This window comes from Clostridium sp. CAG:265, assembly GCF_000436575.1.
Lineage (GTDB): Bacteria > Bacillota > Clostridia > Clostridiales > Clostridiaceae > Clostridium > Clostridium lentum.
This window is the reverse complement of sequence record NZ_FR886584.1, coordinates 1-21688: the sequence shown is the minus strand read 5'-3', so window position 1 is coordinate 21688 and position 21688 is coordinate 1. Positions and strand designations below refer to the sequence as shown.

General features: G+C 28.9%; 18 protein-coding genes. 1 reads left to right on the top strand and 17 read right to left on the bottom strand.

Features of this window, described 5'->3' with window-relative positions; translation table 11 throughout:
* The first annotated feature begins 77 nt into the window (after positions 1–77).
* Complete coding sequence (locus Q5O29_RS02075; protein ID WP_022211365.1) at positions 78–602, top strand: hypothetical protein; 525 nt, start codon at positions 78–80, stop codon at positions 600–602.
* A gap of 75 nt (positions 603–677) precedes the next feature.
* Here Q5O29_RS02075 and Q5O29_RS02070 read toward each other — a convergent pair whose 3' ends face one another.
* The 17 genes from Q5O29_RS02070 to Q5O29_RS01990 form a co-directional block, all read right to left on the bottom strand.
* Positions 678–2132, bottom strand: coding sequence for a nicotinate phosphoribosyltransferase (locus Q5O29_RS02070; RefSeq protein WP_302630805.1), 1455 nt, complete (start codon positions 2130–2132; stop codon positions 678–680).
* Positions 2133–2485: 353 nt separating this feature from the next.
* On the bottom strand, positions 2486–2926 hold the full coding sequence (locus tag Q5O29_RS02065; RefSeq protein ID WP_022211363.1) for a hypothetical protein: 441 nt from the start codon (positions 2924–2926) through the stop codon (positions 2486–2488).
* Positions 2927–3072: 146 nt separating this feature from the next.
* Positions 3073–3309 carry a TIGR04540 family protein gene (locus tag Q5O29_RS02060; protein ID WP_022211362.1) on the bottom strand — a complete coding sequence of 79 codons (237 nt, stop codon included), beginning with the start codon at positions 3307–3309 and terminating at the stop codon, positions 3073–3075.
* A 192-nt stretch (positions 3310–3501) separates the two neighbouring features.
* A complete protein-coding gene (locus Q5O29_RS02055) occupies positions 3502–6015 on the bottom strand; it encodes a DEAD/DEAH box helicase family protein (RefSeq protein WP_022211361.1) in 2514 nt (837 codons plus the stop codon).
* Between the two features lie 111 nt (positions 6016–6126).
* Positions 6127–7209, bottom strand: a complete 1083-nt coding sequence (gene mnmA / locus Q5O29_RS02050; protein WP_022211360.1) for a tRNA 2-thiouridine(34) synthase MnmA — start codon at positions 7207–7209, stop codon at positions 6127–6129.
* Between the two features lie 18 nt (positions 7210–7227).
* Positions 7228–7671, bottom strand: a complete 444-nt coding sequence (gene nifU, locus Q5O29_RS02045) for a Fe-S cluster assembly scaffold protein NifU (protein ID WP_022211359.1) — start codon at positions 7669–7671, stop codon at positions 7228–7230.
* 2 nt (positions 7672–7673) lie between these two features.
* Positions 7674–8858 carry a cysteine desulfurase NifS gene (gene nifS, locus Q5O29_RS02040; RefSeq protein WP_022211358.1) on the bottom strand — a complete coding sequence of 395 codons (1185 nt, stop codon included), beginning with the start codon at positions 8856–8858 and terminating at the stop codon, positions 7674–7676.
* A complete protein-coding gene (locus Q5O29_RS02035) occupies positions 8858–9310 on the bottom strand; it encodes an Rrf2 family transcriptional regulator (protein WP_022211357.1) in 453 nt (150 codons plus the stop codon). Before Q5O29_RS02035 ends, nifS begins: the two co-directional genes overlap by 1 nt.
* 257 nt (positions 9311–9567) lie before the next feature.
* Entirely contained in the window at positions 9568–10836 is a 1269-nt protein-coding gene (locus tag Q5O29_RS02030) for a replication-associated recombination protein A (protein ID WP_022211356.1), read from the bottom strand.
* Positions 10837–11366: 530 nt separating this feature from the next.
* On the bottom strand, positions 11367–12809 hold the full coding sequence (locus tag Q5O29_RS02025; protein WP_022211355.1) for an LPXTG cell wall anchor domain-containing protein: 1443 nt from the start codon (positions 12807–12809) through the stop codon (positions 11367–11369).
* Positions 12810–12903: 94 nt separating this feature from the next.
* Entirely contained in the window at positions 12904–13896 is a 993-nt protein-coding gene (locus tag Q5O29_RS02020; protein ID WP_022211354.1) for a CAP domain-containing protein, read from the bottom strand.
* Between the two features lie 635 nt (positions 13897–14531).
* A complete protein-coding gene (gene adhE / locus Q5O29_RS02015) occupies positions 14532–17186 on the bottom strand; it encodes a bifunctional acetaldehyde-CoA/alcohol dehydrogenase (RefSeq protein ID WP_022211353.1) in 2655 nt (884 codons plus the stop codon).
* A gap of 432 nt (positions 17187–17618) precedes the next feature.
* The gene (locus Q5O29_RS02010; RefSeq protein WP_022211352.1) at positions 17619–18419 is read right to left on the bottom strand and encodes an ABC transporter ATP-binding protein; all 801 of its coding nucleotides are present in this window, start codon (positions 18417–18419) and stop codon (positions 17619–17621) included.
* Complete coding sequence (locus tag Q5O29_RS02005; RefSeq protein WP_022211351.1) at positions 18413–19288, bottom strand: ABC transporter permease; 876 nt, start codon at positions 19286–19288, stop codon at positions 18413–18415. Before Q5O29_RS02005 ends, Q5O29_RS02010 begins: the two co-directional genes overlap by 7 nt.
* Positions 19289–20293: an ABC transporter substrate-binding protein gene (locus tag Q5O29_RS02000; RefSeq protein WP_022211350.1), complete on the bottom strand. Its 1005-nt coding sequence runs from the start codon at positions 20291–20293 to the stop codon at positions 19289–19291. It abuts the gene before it with no gap.
* 115 nt (positions 20294–20408) lie between these two features.
* Positions 20409–20870: a MarR family winged helix-turn-helix transcriptional regulator gene (locus Q5O29_RS01995; protein WP_022211349.1), complete on the bottom strand. Its 462-nt coding sequence runs from the start codon at positions 20868–20870 to the stop codon at positions 20409–20411.
* A 113-nt stretch (positions 20871–20983) separates the two neighbouring features.
* Positions 20984–21391, bottom strand: a complete 408-nt coding sequence (locus Q5O29_RS01990) for a hypothetical protein (RefSeq protein WP_022211348.1) — start codon at positions 21389–21391, stop codon at positions 20984–20986.
* Between the last annotated feature and the right edge of the window lie 297 nt (positions 21392–21688).

The following is a 21688-nucleotide window of genomic DNA, read 5'->3' as shown; positions in this document are numbered from 1 at the left end:
TATCCACAAAATTATTATCCATTTTCTATTTTATGGTATAATATTTATATACTTTATTTTATTTTGCGAGGTGAATTATGGATAAAATTAAATTTAATAGTTTAAGTGAAGTTAAAAAAGTAAATTATATTTTAGAATTAAATAAAAAAATCAGCTTAAATGAAATAAGCACTCTTTTAGGCATAAAGAAAAGTTCCATTAAATCTCTAATGGGAAAATATGATTACACCTTCAATGGAAAAAACTTTTTAAAGCATAAAGAAGTATTGAAATCTCCCAAAACTTCTATGGCCCAACCCTCTTCCCCTGCTGATAGGCTATATGCCTTAGAAATGAGAATATTTGAGCTGGAAACAATAACTAGAAACATTAATTGCGATTTGCAAAATCATAAGCAAAATCATCAAAATAATAACCCTACACTACCAACTACTTCCTCATCACAGAAAAAAATAGTTTTAAAAGATTCTATAATCGATACCTTAAATATTTTTTTAAAAAAGCATCCTGACTTAAGTGAAGATGATGTAATAAATAAAGCAATTTCAGAGTATATAGAAAACTATCATAGGTTAGTTATCTATAATAAAAAAACTATCTGAATTTAATTTTTCCATATAATAAAACAATTTGAACCTGCATAAAAAATCATGCAGGTTCAAAATTATTAATTACTTTTAGCTATATTTGTTAATCATTTCATTTTTTAAATTCCAAAGTTCTGATGATAAATCTACATAATACTCTTGTGGATTAGTAAACCTCTTTTGCTCATCCCATAAACTGTTTACACTTTCTCTACAATAAGCTTTAATATCTAACACTGCTGGGCTTTCATAAACACATTCTCCATTTATAAATACAGGAACTTGAAGCTTTTTAGCATAGAAATTATCTACAAGCTTCTTCTTCCAAGTATGTACAGGATCAAATATTTCATATTCTCTGCTGTCATCTATCACTTCATCTGCTAAAGTAATAACATCTGCAATTGCCTTATTACTTTCCTTATCAAACAATCTCCATACTTGTTTATAACCAGGATTAGTTACCTTTTCTACATTTTCTGAAAGTTTAATTCTTGGTACTATTTCACCATTTTCCTCTACAGCCATCAGCTTATAAACTCCACCAAATACCGGTTCTGATTTGGCTGTAATCAGTCTTTCACCTACACCATAAATATCTATCTTAGCATCTTGGCTTACAAGATCTCTTATGATAAATTCATCTAAGCTATTAGAAGCTAGTATCTTACAATCTCTTAATCCATTTTCATCAAGCATTTTTCTCGCTTTCTTCGATAAATATGATAAATCTCCACTATCAAGTCTTATACCTTTTAATCTTTTACCCATTGGTTCTAATATTTCTTTAGCTATCCTTATAGCATTAGGAATTCCTGACTTAAGAACGCTGTATGTATCAACAAGAAGTATACAGTTATCTGGATAAGTATTTGCATAAGCTTCAAATGCTTTATATTCATCACCAAAGAACTGTACCCATGAGTGAGCCATTGTACCCACTATATCTACCCCAAAATCTTTTCCTGTTATAGTAGTTGCCGTTGCACTCACGCCTCCTATTATAGCCGCTCTAGCTCCTAATATAGCTGCATCTGCCCCTTGACCTCTTCTTGCTCCAAGATCCATTACCACTCTGCCATTAGCTGCTGTAACAACTCTATTGGCTTTAGTAGCTATAAGACTTTGATGATTGATTGATAATAATAGCATTGTTTCAATAAATTGTGCTTCCATTATCTTTGCTCTCACTGTAACAAGTGGCTCATTAGGAAATACTACAGTTCCTTCTGGAATTGCATAAATATCTCCACTAAACTTGAAATCTCTTAAGTATTTCAAAAACTCTTCATTAAATATATTCTTTTGTCTTAAATATTCAATATCGGAATCTGAAAAGCTTAAGTTTTTAATATACTCTATAAACTGTTGTAAGCCTGCTACAATTGAAAAACTTGCTTCATCAGGATTTTTTCTAAAGAACATATCACAATATACCACTGAATCAGCATATCCATTTTCATAATATCCATTAGACATTGTCAGTTCGTAGAAATCCACTAACATACTTAAATTTCTTTCGTTTTTTAAATCCATACTCTCCATCCTTTTTCCTTATAATAAAAGGAAAATTCACCTCCATCAGCAGATAATATTGCTAACTTTTATTTATATTAACATATTATTATTATTTACATAATTAGTCAATGCCTAAATAGATTTATTTTTTTAACATTTTAGCAAGCTTTGCTATATACATATTCTAGAATAACCTTTAAACATTAAATATACTCTTAACATTTTTAATAAACAAAAAATCCTTAGACATACTCTGCCCTAAGGATTCTATTTTTTAATATTCCTACGTAAAAAAGCATCATTATGCGTCTTTACACTAGTTTGACAATATTTGTGTATCATTAATATATCCAAGATAGCTATGCGCTGCTTTTTTTATTTTATACTGCATAACTTGTATTGGATAATGGATGCTTGCGAATATATAGCTTCCTCTTTTTATCATATTCTTCTTTCGATATCATATCTTTTCTTGAATCATGAATTGTATAATCATATCCTTTGTTATTCACGTCATACCATTTTAATACTTCTCTAAAACTCTTACCATCTCTTTGGCTTTTAAGAAAGATACCACTACCCCTTCCTATATTATCTAGTGTCCATGTATTGCACCTTATTTCATTTAACATTGTCTTATTATAAGGGAACTGAACATATGCATGGGTATTGTTCATATACATTCTACAGATGGTGGTATCATCATCAAACTTTACTAACAAAATATCATTTCTCAATCTCTCTTCTCTTATACCTATTTTAAAATAATCATTTTTTAAACATAAAAATTTAAAGTCTTTTATTTTCTTTTCCTGCCCCATAATAAATCCCCCTTATAACATATATTTATGCAGGAAAGAAATTTTGTTTATATTTTTTGTAACTATTTTTAAAATTTATATGATTATACTAATTAATAGTTAAATTTATAAAAAAAGAACAGATATTCCTCTGTTCTTCAAAAATATTATTTATTCATTTTTTCATATACTTTGTCTATTATAGCTTTTCTTTCTTCACCTATAACACTGATTAACTTAGATGGCATAAAACCATTTTTATATACTCTATCTTCATTTCTCTCTATCATAGCCATGATAGTTTCTTCAAATTTTTCTTCAGTTATCATATCTTCTAAATAAGTATCTACTAAATCTTTTATTTTTGAAGCTAATTCTTTTGGATTTCTATATACTGCTCTCATGCTTTTCTCCTTAAACATAAAGTAAAATTTATTAAACATAATGATTTTACTTTAAATTTCAAGTTATTGCAATAAAAAATATTTACTTTACTTTCTCATGGCCTGTATACTTTAATATATTTTACTATTTTTAACCTTTTCTTCATTATGAAGAATTATTGCCACAAAATGCTGCTATTGTACCCTCAATTACTACGATGGTACATTATTTAAAACTTCCAATAACTTTTTATAATAAATATAGTTTAAATGATCTATATAGCCTTCCATACTCTCTAAATACATATTTTCTTTAATAAATGCTGCAACAAAATGCATTTCTTCCTTTTCTTTTAAATTAACCTTGCTTCTTACTGATGATTTAGGTAAATTTTTATCAATTGTATTTTCAATAATACTCTTATTATTAAATTCTAAACAAATTTGCTCTTTTAATTCATCTTTTTCAGGAGCAATTTTAAATTTATTACAATCAATTTTATATTCATTTTTCATAAAGTTATAAAAGCTTTTTATCTTCCATATGGATTTAAGCCACTTATTCTCTACATACTTTTCAATGTTCCGTAACTCACTGATGAAAATATTCTTTTTACTTTCTTCCATTTCATCCTTCTTAAATATATTTATCTGCCTATAAAACCATTTGATTATTTTTTCCTCTTCCATAGATAATCCTTCAAATTGATAAATAGGTATATAATAACTCTCATTGACTATTTCATAATATAATATATTACTATGGTATTTACTCTCTAATATATTATGATACGACTTTAAATTCTCTTTCCATTTCTCAAGCCTTAAATCCCATTTAAAATCTATTGCTTCTAAACACTGTACAAATTCCTCATTAAGAACTTGTTTATTATATAAGCTTCTTTGTAGAGCGCACCATTTATAAAGTCTCTCATTTGCTTTATCTTTAGGTACTTCTATATGACCATTTACTTCATAGAATTTCACTAGATAATTAAAATTATCATACCAATTATAAGTAATCTTTTTTTCAATATTTCTAAATTTACTTATGACATCTTCATGCTCTTCATATAAGGCAAAATTAATTCGCTCTTCACATAACCCCAATGAAGCTCTGTATTTATTATTTTCCTCTGCACTTTTCATTAAATCACGTTTAAAATTAATCAATTCTAGATTATCAATATTATCTACAAAATCAAATATTATTGGATGATTATCAACATTTTCAGAAGTGAGGCATCTTCCTAACTGCTGATAATACACAACTGGTGATCTGGTATTTCTAAGCATCATTATGCCACTGATATTCTTTAAATGAAGCCCTTCATTTAACTTACTTATAGCAAATAGTAGCTTTATTTCATGCTGATTATTATCTTCCTGAAAATCATTTATTGTATTTTTTACATTATTACTTTGAGATGTTATAGTATAACTTTTAATATTTTTACAAATAGGAAAAGCCTTTTTAAACCAATCATTTACCTTTGGTATCATTTTTATTAAATGAAAATTATTTTCACAAAATACGATAAACTTAATGTTATGTCCATAAGGCAAATGCTTTTTTATTATGTTTGGAATATTATTTTCCTTTTGCCATATCTTTTTATACTCTTCAAGCTCTTTTATATATCTTTTTTTATCTTCTTTAGTGATGATTTCTTCTTCCATTTGTTCCATACGTTTTTTTATCTCTTTATCAAGATTATAAATTGCTGAAACATAAACTGGATTAGGCAATACTTTTCTTACAATGGCATCTGAAAGACTAAGTGGCGTAACACAATTACCCTGTAGAAGCTCTTCAATCATATCCCTATTATTATCTAAAAACCTTATAGGTGTAGCTGAAAACCCTACAATAGAAGTTTCTTTATTTTTATCTATTATTTTCTTTACAGCTTTTCCCCAAGTTTCTGCACCAGCTCTATGCAATTCATCTAATAATATCAACTCTACATTAATATCATTTAACTTACCACTTCTATCCATAGCTGCTAACTTGCTATATGTATAAAACTTGCAACTTTTAACACACCATGGAGCTATATTTTTTAATTGCATGATAATTTCCTTACTTGGTGCTATGAGAATAGATTTTCTATCTAAATAGTCAAATAACATTTGCAGTATAATAAAACTTTTTCCTGTTCCTGTTGCATTAGAAACAGCAACTCTTTTTTCATTTTCTAATATAGCCTTAACTTCCTTATATGTATATCTATTATGAGGCTTTAAATCTGGCAAAAGTATGTCCCTATTTTGCTCCTCACTATAGTTATCTATTAAAACTTGTAGGAATTTAAAATCCTCTAAAGACATATTAGTCTTATTAAATAGCCTTATATTTTCTATATATCCATTAAGCGATATTATCATAAACTGTCTACAGTTATATTCTTTGCTAGCTTTTTTCTCAAACTTTTTAAGTTCAGCAATAATATCACTATTATTCAATGGATTAAGATAGTTCTTAGCCTGTACAATCCAAACTATCTTATTAGGATTGCTAGGATAAGATAAAAGTATATCTGCTCCACCATCAAAAGCTCCACCTTTTATGGTAGCTATAAAACCATTTCCCTGAAAAAGCATGGCCAAAAACTCCTCAAAAAGCTTTCCTTTAATATATTTATCTGTTATCTCTAACATCAATTTTATTTTACTATATTCTTTATTTATAATTAATTCTTTTAATTGATCCAATAATTCTTTCATCATTACTCTCTAATCTATTGTTATTTTTCTCATACTAAATAAATTCTATCAAATAGATATAGAAAAAGAAACTCAAATCTTTGAGTTTCTTTTTAATGGTTAATTTTAAATTTATGCAAGTCCTTCAATTATTCCACCACCAACAACAATGTTTCCTTGATAGAATACAACTGATTGACCCTTAGTTATTGCTCTTTGTTTTTCCTTGAAGCTTACTTTAACTTTACCATCTTCCATTGGAGATATAACAGCTTCAGCAGGCCTTCCTGAATATCTAACTTTAGCTTCTACTGTAATTTCTCCTTCTAATTTATCAAAAGGAATAAAGTTTACATCCTTAGCAACTAAATCTGTCTTAAATATATCAGTTTCTGGTCCTAAAACTACTTCATTAGTCATTGGATTAATATCTGTAACGAATACTGGTCTTCCAAGAGCTATTCCTAGACCTTTTCTTTGACCTATAGTGTAATATACTATACCTTTATGTTGTCCTAGAACATTGCCATTCTTATCAACAAAGTTTCCTTTAACTACTTCTAATGGTCTAGCTTCTTTAATATATCTCCCATGATCATTGTCTGGAATAAAACATATTTCTTCACTATCTTTTTTATTATATACAGATAAGCCAATTTCCTTAGCTATTTCTCTAATTCTATCCTTTGTGTATTCTCCACATGGCATTAGAGTATGTGCTAATTGATCTTGAGTAAAGTTGTACAATGCATATGTTTGATCTTTTCTATAATCATCTGAACGAATCAGAAGATGTCTTCCATCTCTTTCTTCTATCTTAGCATAATGACCTGTAGCAACATAATCAGCCCCAATTCCTCTAGCTTTTCTTAAAAGCTCATCGAATTTTAAATGCTTATTACATGCTATACATGGATTAGGTGTCTTTCCATCTATGTATTCTTGCACAAAATAATCTATTACCTTTTCTTTAAATGAATCTCTAAAATTCATTACATAGAAAGGTATTCCTATTTTATTAGCAACTCTTCTTGCATCATCAACTGCTGAAAGGGAACAACAACCACCTTCTCTTTCTGTGTAATCTTTATCTTCTTGCCATATTTGCATTGTTACACCAATTACATCATATCCTTGCTCCTTTAAAAGGTAAGCAGCAACGGAGCTATCAACTCCGCCACTCATACCTATAACTACCTTTTTCTTCTTTTTCATCTAATCACACCTTAAATCTTATTCGTGTCCATGCACTGCATCGTGTAATTCATCGTGATCAGTTTCTTCAAATTCCCAACCTTCTAAGCTTAACCCTTGATTTTTTCTATAGTCATTGATTGCTTTATGTATAGCTTCTTCTGCTAATACTGAACAGTGCATTTTTACTGGTGGAAGTCCATCTAAAGCCTCTGCAACTGCTTTATTTGATAATTCCCATGCTTCTTCTAATGTCTTTCCTTTAATTAATTCTGTAGCCATTGAAGATGATGCTATAGCTGATCCACATCCAAAAGTTTGGAACTTAACATCTTTGATTATGTTATCTTCAACTTTTAAATAAACTTTCATTATATCTCCGCACTTAGCATTTCCAACTTCTCCAACTCCGTTAGCGTCGTCTATTTCTCCTACATTTCTTGGGTTTTTAAAATGATCCATTACTTTATCACTATATATCATAATTATCTTTCTCCTTTTCTTTTAAAGTCGTACCATAATGGTGACATATTTCTTAATCTTTCTATTATTGGTGGTAATTCATTTAATAATTTTTCCACATCTTCTTCTGTTGATGCAGCACCTAAAGTTGTTCTTAAAGAACCATGTGCTTTTTCATGTGGTAATCCTATGGCTAATAATACATGTGAAGGATCTAAAGAACCCGATGTACAAGCACTACCACTAGATGCACAAATCCCTTCAAAGTCTAATGATAAAAGAATTGATTCTCCTTCAATAAACTCAAAGCTTATATTAGAGTTTCCTGGTAATCTCTTATCTCCTCTTGGTCCATTTAATCTAGCATATGGAATTCTTTCTAGGATTCCGTCAATTAACTTATCTCTTAATACAGTTAATCTTGCTCTATTTTCTTCAATATTTTCAGTTGCAATTTCGATAGCTTTTCCTAAACCAACTACTCCTGGAATATTTTCTGTACCTGCTCTTCTTCCTCTTTCTTGTCCACCACCGTGAATTAAGTTATCTATTCTTACACCTTTTCTTATATATAAAGCACCTATTCCCTTAGGCCCATATAATTTATGTCCAGCTAAGGATAATAAATCAATATTCATTTCTTTAACATCTACCGGTACTGAACCTATTGCTTGAACAGCATCAGTGTGGAATAATACTTTCTTTTCTCTACAAATTGCTCCAATTTCTTTTATTGGTTGGATTGTTCCTATTTCGTTATTAGCAAACATTATTGAAACTAAAATAGTTTTATCTGTTATCGCTGATTCCAATTGTTTTAAATCAATAAATCCTTCTTCATTAACATCTAAGTAAGTTACTTCAAAACCAAATTTTTCTAAGAATTCACAAGTATGTAATACTGCATGATGCTCTATCTTAGTTGTTATTATATGATTTCCTTTTTTCATATGAGCTGTGGCAATACCTTTTATTGCCCAGTTATCAGCTTCTGATCCACCACCTGTGAAATACACTTCATTTGGATCACAGTTTATTGCTTTAGCCACTTGTGCTCTTGCATTATCTACTGCCATTTTTGTTTCTCTTGATATTCCATAGAATGATGATGGGTTACCAAACTTTTCTGTAAAGAAAGGCATCATTGCATCTAAAACTTCTGGTTTAACATATGTTGTAGCTGAATAATCCATATAAGTTGTTTTCATTATTCTTCTCTCCTCTTTAATTCTAAAAGTGAATTTTTATCTTTCATTTCATTATAATCATCTACTATATCTTGTAAAGTTATTGATTCCATAACTTCATCTATACTATTTTTAATTTTTGTCCATAACAATCTTGTGGCACAACAATCTATATTATCACAAGATACATTATCAATGCAATCTGCAACCTCCACAGGACCTTCTAAAATATTCATAATATCAGAAACTTTTATATCTTTAGGTTCTTTTGCTAAAACATATCCTCCTTGAGCTCCTCTAATACTTGTAATAAGCTTAGCTTTCCTTAGAGGGGAAAATAGCTGCTCTAAATAATACTCTGATATACTTTGTCTACTAGATATCGTCTTAATAGAAACGGGTGCATCTCCATAGTGAATTGCTAAATCCACCATTGCCTTTACTCCATATCTTCCTTTTGTTGAAAGTTTCATTTCTCCACCCCTTTTTATTTCTGACTATTTTACTATGTTTTATTTGATGTTTATATCTTAGCAAAGTACTCGGCTTTTGTCAACATAGATATAAAAAAAATCGACAGCAATTTTGAATTCAAAGAAAAGCTTGATTTCATCATAGCTGTTGTTACTCCATTAATCTCTTTGAATCTTTTATAGCCATCTAACTTGTTACTATTTATATAACAGCAAATATCCATAAAATATGAAGCTTAATATACTTCATCTTAATATTATTTCCCTTTAATCCTGCTCCAGTATTCTTTCATAGTTTTTTCAATTTTATTATCACCATATTCATAGTACACTTTATTTTTAATATTATCTGGTAAATATTGCTGTTTCACATAATGATTTTCATATTTGTGAGGATACTTATACTCTATTCCTCTTCCTAGTTTACTAGCGCCTCCATAATGCGCATCCTTTAAATGCATTGGAATATCATCTATAGTTATATTTTCCAAATCATCTAAAGCTCTATCTATAGCAACATATGAAGAATTTGATTTTGGACTAGTTGCTAGTAGTATTGTAGCTTCCGCCAGAGGAATTCTAGCTTCTGGAAACCCCAGTTCCCTGGCTGAATCAACTAAAGACTTTACAATAAACGCAGCTTGTGGGTAAGCAAGTCCTATATCTTCTGACGCAATAACCTGTAGCCTTCTACATATAGATATTAAATCTCCACCTTTTATAAGTCTAGCTAAATAATGAATTGCTCCATCAGCATCACTACCTCTAATAGACTTTTGAAATGCACTTAATATATCATAATGAGAATCTCCATCCATATCAAAAGCTATTACCTTGCTTTGAGTTGAATCTTTAGCAGTTTCTAAATCAATCAGTATCTCTTTATCATCATTAGGTTTAGTGGAATTTAAAGCTACCTCTAATCCATTAAGAGCCTTTCTTACATCACCATTACAGTAAGCAGCCAAATATTCTTTAGCTTCATTGGTAACTTTAATACAAATCTCATTATATTCCTTACTTCTTAAAGTAATGGCTCTATCTAAAGCCTTCTTTATATCTTTTTCTCCTAAAGGTTTAAATTCAAAAATAGTTGATCTACTTAAGATGGCTTTAAATATATAAAAATAAGGATTTTCTGTAGTTGAAGCTATAAGAGTAATCCTTCCGTCTTCAATATATTCTAACAATGATTGTTGTTGCTTTTTATTGAAATTTTGTATCTCATCTAAATATAAAACAACACCGTTCATTCCCAAAAAAGTATCTAATTCCTTTGTTATATCTTGTATATCTTTCAAAGATGCATTGGTTGCATTTAATTTATAAAATCTTTTACCAGCCTTTTTAGCTATTATATTAGCAACTGTTGTCTTGCCAGTTCCAGGAGGTCCATAAAAAATCATATTAGAGATATGTCCACTTTTTATAATTCTATCTAGTATTTTATTTTTTCCTAATATATGTTCTTGCCCACATACCTCATCTAATTCTGTAGGTCTCACTAAATCTGCTAATGGCTTCATATTTTCACCTCGCATTTATGTATCTATTCATAATATATTACCATAAAAATCAAACACATTTCCACTTTATTTAATATATTATAATAGAAACAATTTTTAAGGTGATGCATTGACTATTTTTATTTCTCTCTGCAAAATTCTCTTAAGTTTTATTGTATTCTTTTTTATTTTTTTTATTTTTATCAACAAATTAAAATTACATCTATACAGCAAATTCTTTCTTAAAGAAAAAAAATTATTAATTTCTAAAAGACCTATAAACTCTAAAATGATGTTACACAGCATAATACTCCTTATATCAGTAGTTTTATTTAGTTTACTTGAAAATTATATATATTTATCACCTTTTCAAGCTGGTTCTGTTCTTGGTTGTGTTACTGGTATCATAGAAGGTATCTTTCAAAACACCATCTAGTTTATTTAAACTTCAAAAAAGGGGAATTCTAATTTGAATTCCCCTTTTTGTTGACTAGTACAAAACTTCTTTCAATATAGCCCTTTTAACATTATAAAATTATAACTATATTCAATTATTTTTTCTTTCTTAATAACACAGCACCAATTAAAGTTGATAATGAACCAATTAATCCACTGCTTACTGCTGCACCAGTGTTAGGTAGTTTGTTATTTGAACTATTCTCTAGTTTTATAGAATCATTTTTATTAGCATTACCATTTGCTATCTCATTGTTTGATGGTTTATTTGATGGTTTATTTGTTATTTGATTATTATCTGATGGCTTTTCAGTGACTTTATCATCTTCTTTATTCGATGAATTTATCACTTGTAATTGTATTGATTTAGAAACTGTTGTTCCATCTTCTAAAGTAGCTTCAATATCATATTTATCAACATCAATACCAACATACTTTAAAACTTCAACAGGAATAACTAATTTATCTCCATAAACATAAACTGCAGGAGTTATTTCCTCATTAGAAGCAGTTCTTATATTCATATATTTTACAGGTAATTTCTTACCATTAATAGTAACAAACTTTACATTGCTTCCACTAGGAATAAAATTAGGAATTTCTATACTCTTAAGATTATTTTTATCAATAACAATTGTATTTTCTTTATCAATACTTGGTGGCGTTACCGTATCACCTGATGGCGGTGTAACTGGTGGTACTATAACATTTTTATCTTTAACTTCAATATCTACTGCATTTATTAATGAACTTCCTTCAGAAAATTTAAATGAAATAGTATAATTTCCTTCTACACTAATTACATTAGATATAACATTTGATGGTATTATTATTTTATCATTTTCAATTTTCAGCTCTGTTGCTGATATTTCTTTTCCATTAATATATATGTACTCTAATTTAGTATTATCAAAATTAACATTACTTACTACTAAGTCTTGTTTATTGTTCATATCAAAAGTTAATTTTTGATACTCTATTGTTGGTTTTTTTGTGATAGTATCTTCTTTATCATTTTTATCATCTGATGGCGGTGTAACTGGTGGTACAACTATCGTATTATCATCTTTTGGAGGATTCACTGCTGAATTGCTATCAATTACATTCACCGATACCGCTCCAATAGTAGCTGAACCATCTGAAAAATGTAAAGAAATAGCATGTACACCTACAGTTAAATTTAAATTTGATATAACATTTGAAGGTATTGTAATTGTTGCACTATCCTTATCTACATTAATTTCATTTAATTTAAAATTAATTGGATCTCCCTTTTCATTTGTAATAGATATTGAATTTAAATCTTTGCTATTAAATTTAACTCCAGTTATAGTTATGTCTGATGGCTTACTTTTATCAAAATTTAATGTTTGATTTGGTATAACTGATTCATTAGATGTACTCACAGATTCTACTAAATTAACATCTTGTATCATATCTGCTGAAGTATTTACTACATTTAAAGTTGATGTAACTAATCCTCCAGCCAAAACTAAAGCTAAAGTTTTTTCTTTATTAATTTTTTTATTCTTATTCAAACCTCTTCACTCCTATTTACAGTAATAAAATTACCCTATTTTCACTACTGTCGTAATTTAAAAATTAAACTTAATACATATTTTTTAATTTTACTTATTTATAAAATTCTTGTGTTGCATATACTTTATTGCCAATTTTATATACACCAACACCTATACTTGAAAATTTAGATGATAATATATTTTCTCTATGTCCCTGTGAATTCATCCAATTTGTCATAAATTGCTCTGCTAATGCATTAGCATCAGATACTCCACCTATATAAGCTATATTTTCTCCCCAAGCTCTATATGTAACTCCATCATTTTTCATTTGCGTTGTTATTAAATTACCACTTAAATCCTCATGGCTGAAATAATTATTATCACCCATATCTTGTGATTTAATTCTTGCATACTTTTCCATTGTAGTATTATATGATAAAGTTTCTAAACCAGCCTTAGTTCTTTCTTCATTTACTTTTTCATATATTAAATTTTCAACTTGTGTCATAAATTTATCATTTACTTCACCTAAGTTGCTATTATTTTCCGGTGATGGTTTTATTTCTTCTGATGGCTTTTCATCTACTGAAGGTTTTTGTTCTATATTTGGTTTTTGTTCAATTGATGGTTTTTCATCAATTGATGTATCTTTATCTGTTGATGGTTTTTCAGTTTGCGTAGGAGGTACTATTGTACTTATATCTCCATTTGAAGCATTATTATTGTTATTATTATTATTTATTTCATCTTTATTCTCTGTATTGTTATTATTGTCATTTCCTATATTAGAATCATTTTCATTATTAGAATTGCTTCCATTACCTATTATAATTCCTCCATTACAAATAGGTTTATATATATTTATAGTTTGTCCATTTATACATCCAAAATATTTTTTGAATATAACTCTTCTTTGATATACTCCACAATCACTACTTAAATTCAATACTTCTGAATCTTTTACATTATCCTTTATTATAGTTGTAATAAATCCTCTTTTTGCTTTTAAGGTAGCTGCTTCTACAGTTTTACTTCCTATAGTAGCTCCTATTCCTCCTATTAGCGATGTTGATAACATTATGGCAATTATTGTTTTTTTCATTGGTACCACTCCTTTTTATTTTTTCAGACAATATCTTGTCCAATATTTTATTAGTTGAAGTACTTTTTACTTCTACCAACCTTGCTCATATATAGTTATAACATATTTTTATAAGTATTCCTTAAATAATAAAAGGTACATGTGCCAAAACATACTATTAATTTATATATAAAGATTTATATCCATAATATTCATTTCTAACTTTCCTTATATAATAGGCTTTTAACCACTTTACCATTTTTATACTTGACATTAATTACTATTATATTTTTCTCTAATTAATAGGTTCAGCTATACCATCTGCACTAGCTTTATGATCTTCTCTTCCTTATTTAATACTATATTATGTTATATTTAATAAATTTAAGGTAATATTATTATTAAAAATGTTTAAAGATATAAAAAATAATTTTATTCAATTTATAGTTATTTTTCTTATGGCTTTTATGGGTATATTTGTATTTTTAGGTATTAGTACTGAATTACATGGAATCCAAGTATATTTAAAATATTACAAGGTATTTAAGTATTAAAAAAATTTATAAAAAAATACCTCTAAATAACTTTTTCTATTTAGAGGTATTTACACAAAGCATTAATTTATAAACATTATTGAGTTGATTCTTAATTTTTAATTACTTCTTTTTATTAGCTTTTTTGCTTGTAGCAGCTGCTTCTGCTTGAGCATCTGCTTGAGCATCTGCTTTTACATCAAATGCATTTATATACATTTCTTTTAACTCTTTCATTAATGGGTATCTTGGATTAGCACCTGTACATTGATCATCAAATGCTTGTTCTACCATTTCATCTAATGTAGCATAGAATTTCTCTTCAGTTACACCGGCTTCTTTTATTGTTTTTGGCATATTAACTTTAGATTGTAGTTCTTCAATGGCCTTGATTAATAATTCAACTTTTTCTTCGTTAGTATTTCCACCTAATCCTAAGTGATCAGCTATTCTAGCATATCTCCATGCTGCATTTGGGTATTTGTATTGAGCAAATGCTGCTTGTTTAGTTGGCGCATCAACTGAGTTGAATCTGATAACTTCAGTCATAACTAATGAGTTAGCCATACCATGTGGTAAGTGATGGAATGCACCTAACTTATGAGCCATTGAGTGATTAATTCCTAAGAATGCATTAGAGAATGCCATACCAGCCATACATGAAGCGTGAGCCATTTTTTCTCTTGCTTTAATATTAGTTGTCCCTTCATTGTAAGCATCTGGTAAGTATTTAAATACTAATCTGATTGCTTCTAAAGCTAAACCATTAGTGTACTCAGATGCCATTATTGAAACATACGCTTCAACTGCGTGAACTAATACATCTATACCAGCACAAGCTGTTAATCCCCTTGGAGAAGTCATCATTAATTCTGCATCAACTATAGCCATATCTGGAGTTAGTTCATAGTCAGCTAATGGATATTTAACTCCTGATTTTTCATCAGTGATAACTGCGAATGGAGTAACTTCTGAACCAGTACCAGCTGAAGTTGCTATTGAAACCATCATAGCTTTTTCACCCATAGTTGGGAATTTGTATATTCTCTTTCTTATATCCATGAATGTCATAGCTAAATCGTGGAAGTTAACTTCTGGGTGCTCATACATAACCCACATGATTTTAGCAGCATCCATAGCTGATCCACCACCAAGTGAAATTATAACGTCTGGGTTGAATGCAGTCATTTCAGCAGCACCAGCTCTTGCACATCTTAAAGTTGGATCTGGTTCAACATCTGAGAATATTTTGTATTGGATTCCGTTTGCATCTAGTACATCCGTAACTTTATTAGTGTACCCCATATCGAATAATACTCTATCAGTTACAATGAATGCTTTCTTTTTACCCATATCAGCTAATTCTTGTAAAGCTATTGGTAAACATCCGTATTTGAAATAAGTTTTTTCTGGAACTCTAAACCAAAGCATATTTTCTCTCCTTTCAGCAATGCTCTTAACATTGATTAAGTGCTTAGGACCAACATTTTCTGAAACTGAGTTTCCACCCCATGATCCACATCCTAAAGTTAATGATGGAGCTAATTTAAAGTTGAATAAGTCTCCGATGGCACCTTGAGCTGCTGGCATATTGATTAATGTTCTAGCAGTTTTCATTCTTTCACCAAATGTTAAAACTCTATCTCTATTCTTAACTTGATCAGTGTAAAGTATTGATGTATGTCCCATACCACCTAATTCAATTAATCTGTCAGCTTTATTTAAAGCATCTTCAAATGATGTAGCTTTGTACATTGCTAAAACTGGAGATAATTTTTCGTGTGAGAATGGTTCTTCTAATTCAACTGAAGTTACTTCACCAACTAAAACTTTAGCACTTTCTGGAACGTTAACTCCTGCCATTCTAGCTATTTTATAAGCAGATTGACCAACCATATCAGCATTTAATCCACCTTTTTCATTTAGGATTATGCTTCTAACCTTATCTATTTCTTCACCTTTTAAGATATAAGCTCCTCTTTCAGCCAATTCTTTCTTAACTTCATCATAAACTTGTTCTAAAACAACGATTGATTGTTCTGATGCACAAATAACACCGTTATCAAATGTCTTAGAAAGTAATATTGAGTTAACAGCCATTTTAATGTGAGCTGTTTCATCGATGATTGCTGGAGTATTTCCTGCTCCAACTCCTAAAGCTGGTCTTCCTGATGAGTAAGCAGCTTTAACCATTGCTGGCCCACCTGTAGCAAGAATTATATCTGATTCTCTCATAACGTTTTGTGATAATTCAACTGAAGGTTGATCTATCCATCCAATTATTCCTTCTGGAGCTCCTGCTTTAACTGCAGCTTCTAAAACTACTCTAGCAGCTTCAATAGTTGAATTTTTAGCTCTTGGGTGTGGTGAAATGATTATTGCATTTCTAGTTTTTAAAGCTATTAAACATTTGAATATTGCTGTAGAAGTTGGGTTTGTTGTTGGAACTATTGCAGATATAACTCCAATCGGTTCTGCAACCTTTGTTATTCCGCTTGTTTTATCTTCTTCTAAAACTCCACAAGTCTTCATGTTCTTATATTGATTATATATATATTCAGCAGCAAAGTTATTTTTGATAACTTTATCTTCAACTATACCCATTCCTGTTTCTTCAACAGCCATTTTAGCAAGTTTGATTCTGTTATGATTAGCTGCTAAAGCTGCTTGCCTAAAAATTTCATCTACTTGTTCTTGTGAAAAAGTAGCAAATTGTTTTTGCGCTTCTCTTAATTGTTCAATTCTTTTTGTTAATTCTTGAGCATTTGTAACTTTCATTTGAATCCCTCCTGAATTTAAATCTATGATTAATAGTTTATATTGAATTACTTATTTTCTTTAGGACTTTGTTATATTTTTAACATGTCCACATCCTTATTGTATTATATCGTTTATTTTTTGTCAAACTTTTTTTCTAATTTTTTTCATATTTTTTATTGTATGCAAATCTCTCCTTTCTTAAAATGCTTATTTATTGCTATTGATAACATCTTCAGACACTTTGTTTATTTTTACCTTTTTCTTTTACATAGATTATTTTTTAACTAAATTAGTATTTTTATTATCACCATATATTCCTTTAAAAGTAATTTAATTTATTATTAAATCATTTTTAATTTTTTAGTTTTCTATAAAATAATGCAAAAAAGAGTAGAAATGAATTAGAATATTTTCCTATTCTTCTATTTCTACTCTTTTATATAACAATTGCTAAAATGTGCTTAATAAACTTCTATCACTTAGCACATCTTCCATATTAGCTTTACCAAACATTTCAATCAGCCTATCTCTATTTAGCTTTGCCTTCTCTTCTTTACTAACATCTATTATTGTTTTTCCTTCATGCATCATTATCAATCTATTGCCACTTTCTATAGCTTGCTTAATATTATGAGTAACCATTAATGTTGTTATCTTCTTTTCTTCTATAATTTTATTAGTTATATCCATTATTTTTATGGATGTTTTAGGATCTAATGCTGCTGTATGTTCATCTAACAACAATATTTTAGGATTAGACATTACAGCCATAATCAGAGTTAAAGCTTGTCTTTGTCCTCCAGATAATAAGTTAACTTTATTATATAGCTTATCTTCTAAACCTAAATTCAATCTTTTAAGTTCTTCTTTATAATAATTTATACGTTTCTTATCTATAGCAAATTTTATTCCATATGGTTTACCTTTATTATCTGCTAACGACATATTTTCTAATATATTCATATTCGGAGCCACTCCAACAGACGGATTTTGAAATACACGCCCTATATAACGACATCTATAATACTCCTCTTTCTTTACAACTTCTTCGCCATCAATCATTATACTTCCACTATCCACTGGTAAATTTCCAGTTATTAAATTTAGTAATGTAGACTTGCCAGCACCATTAGACCCAATTATTGATACATACTCCCCTTTTTCTACTTGAAGAGAAAATCCATCAAATACTCTATTTTCATTAATGGTATTTACATTAAAAACCTTATATACATCTTTAATTTTCAGCACTTTCTCCGCCTTCTCTCTTTATTTTTCTTATTTTTAAATTTAAAAATTCCATTATTAGAAGCTAAGGCAATTATAACTATTATTGCTGTTATTAATTTTAAATCATTAGGATTAAAATTTATTTTTAAAGCAATAGCAATAGCTACTTTATAGATAATTGCTCCTAGAATAGATATAGTTGTGCATTTCATAAATGAAATCTTACTAAAAATAGTTAGTCCTATCACAACTGTTGCTAGTCCCATTACCACAATTCCTTGCCCCATATTTACATCTGCATAACCATACTTTTGGGCTTGAATGGCTCCAGCCATTCCCACTAATCCATTACTAAGCATTAATCCAAGTACCTTAACACTATTTTTATTTATTCCTAAAGATGATACTACTTGCTCATTATCACCTACTGCCATAAGTAAGAAACCTCTTTTAGTCTTTAAAAAAGTATCTATAATAATCTTACAGATAACTACTATGATTATTATTATAAAGATAGGTTGAAAATCAGCATTCTTAAATATGGTATTTGTGCTAAATAGCGGCATATTAGATTTTCCCATAATCCTTAAATTCACAGAATAAAGAGCTATCATCACAAGAATACCTGACATCAAATTACTTATCTTAAGTTTTACATGTAAAAAGGCTGTTATCCAACCTGCAATGGCCCCTCCAGCTGATGAAATTATAATTGCCAGCCAAGGATTAACTCCATTTACAAGAAGAACTGCTGTTATGGCTGCCCCTAATGGATAGGTGCCATCCACCGAAAGATCCGGAAAATCAAGAATCTTATATGTTATATATACTCCCATTGAAACAATAGAAAATAGCAGACCTTCTTCAATGGCATTAATTATAAGATTCATTTAGTTCACTCCTCCAGTTACAATTTGAGCATTTTCTTCAATTTCTTTAGGTATTTCTATATTAATTTTTTTTGCTACATCAGAATTGATAGTAACAGTCATATCTGATGATTTTTCAATCTTTATCTCAGAAGGAACCATACCTTCAATAACCTTCACCGCTTTATATCCTGCTTCTTTTCCTAACTTATAATAATCTATTCCTATAGAACACAAGCCGCCCTTACTCACTCCTGCTTCTTCAGCACATAACATCGGTATATTATTGTTTAAACATATACTTCCTACTAATTCATATGCTGATGCCACAGTATTATCAGTAGGAATATACAATGCATCAATATCTTTTATATTTGCTGATAGATTTTGATTTATCTCATTGATAGTGGTAATTGATATTTCCTTCACTTCTAAGTTTCTTTCTTTAGCGGCAGCTTTTAATTCATCAACTTGAACTATTGAATTTGCTTCTGAAGTATTATAGATAACCCCTATTTTTTCTATACTTGGTATAATATCTTGCAATAAAGCAATTTGCTCTGTCATAGAAACCATATCTGACATCCCTGTAACATTATTACCAGAACTTTCAAAGCTATTAGCTATTCCTGCTGCTACAGGATCAGTTACAGCTGTAAAGACTATAGGTATTTCTTTTGTTGCATTATAAGCAGATTGAGCTGAAGATGTGGAAATTGCAAAAATCATATCAACACCATTATTTACAAATTGTTTGCTTATAGTTTGAGCAATGGATACATCACCTTGAGCATTTTCATAGTCAATTTTTATATTATCTCCATCAACATATCCTTTCTCTCTTAGTCCATCAATAAATCCTTCCCTTGCTGAATCCAAGGCAGAATGCTGTACAATTTGATTTATTCCTATTTGATAAATTTCATCATCTTTTCCTGTATTTTTTTTATTATCTGAGCAGCCGCATAATATACTTAACAATATCACCTCACTTAATATAGATAGCAGCTTAAATTTATTCTTCATTTATTCACCACCCCTAATAAAATATATATTTATATATATATTTCACTTAGCTTTTATTTATTTAAAAAAAAGGAATTAATTTTATTTTTTAAAATTAATTCCTTAAATATAATTATTATTTTTTTATTAAATGATATTTTTCTTCAAAGAAGTTTGTTAATTTGCTTAAAGTAGAAATCAAGACAAGTTCCTCTTTTTTTTCAAATCCTTCAATCAGCCTATCTATCATATCAGCATGAAATTTGGCATGATTATCATAAGCAAGTTTTCCTCTATCTGTAAGATTAACAAGAACCACTCTTCTATCCTCTTCAATACGTTTTCTTTCTACATATTCTTTCTTAATCAATTTATTAATTGCTGTAGTCAGTGTTCCTACTGTAATGCTTAAATCATAAGCAATTTCACTCATAGTCCTACATCCTTTAATACCAATGGCCTCTATAATATGTATTTCAGTAACTGATAAATCGGAGAACTCTCCTTCTTGCAAAGACTTTTCTTCTATTTTCAATATATCTCCATATAACTGTACTAACAATCTATTTAAAACAAATTTTGATTCATTTTTATCCATAAGTTCACTCTCCATAAAAATATGTCACTCCTATATTTAATAATAATAAAAATTCCTTTCGAAATCAATTAAATAATATTCCTATAAAAGAAAAAGTGGAATAAGTTCCACCTTTATAATAAACTTGTTCCTACAAAAATGATAAAAACTGCTATTAAAGATAATGCTATACTAGTTTTAAATATTTTAAAAAATGAGTATCTCTTTATCTCGCCTATGTTTTCCTTGGGATATATAACTTTTACCTTATCACCAACTTTTAAATATTTAAATTCATCATAATCATCATATTCAATTATCACTTTTTTATTCCCATTGTCTACTTCTAAAATAGGTTCTATCCCAACATCATATACTTTATTTCTATATTTATTTATATCAACATGATTATAAGGTTTCATCAATATTAAAGTTGCTTCCTTTCTTACGCCATTTTTATACAGCATAATTTCATCAATAAAAAATCTTATTGCAAAAGCAACCATAATAAAACCTATAGCAAAAACAAATACTCTCAACACCTTAACCACTCCTTACTGAATATTAGCCTTACTCTAAACTTCAATATATTATATGAGGCTACTTTTTATTTCTTGTACAGTAAGATAATATTTGATAAAATCTTAGTAATTTATGCTTTTTACAGAAAAATACATATTATATATTTTTAAATAGTATAAAAAATATATAAAACGCCTTATTTTTTTTAATTTTTTTCAAATAAAAATATGGGGATGTCACACTAAAAATTTTATATACAATATATTGTTTTGATAATAAAAAAGTGGCTTTCGCCACGCTCCCTTCGGGAATTTAAT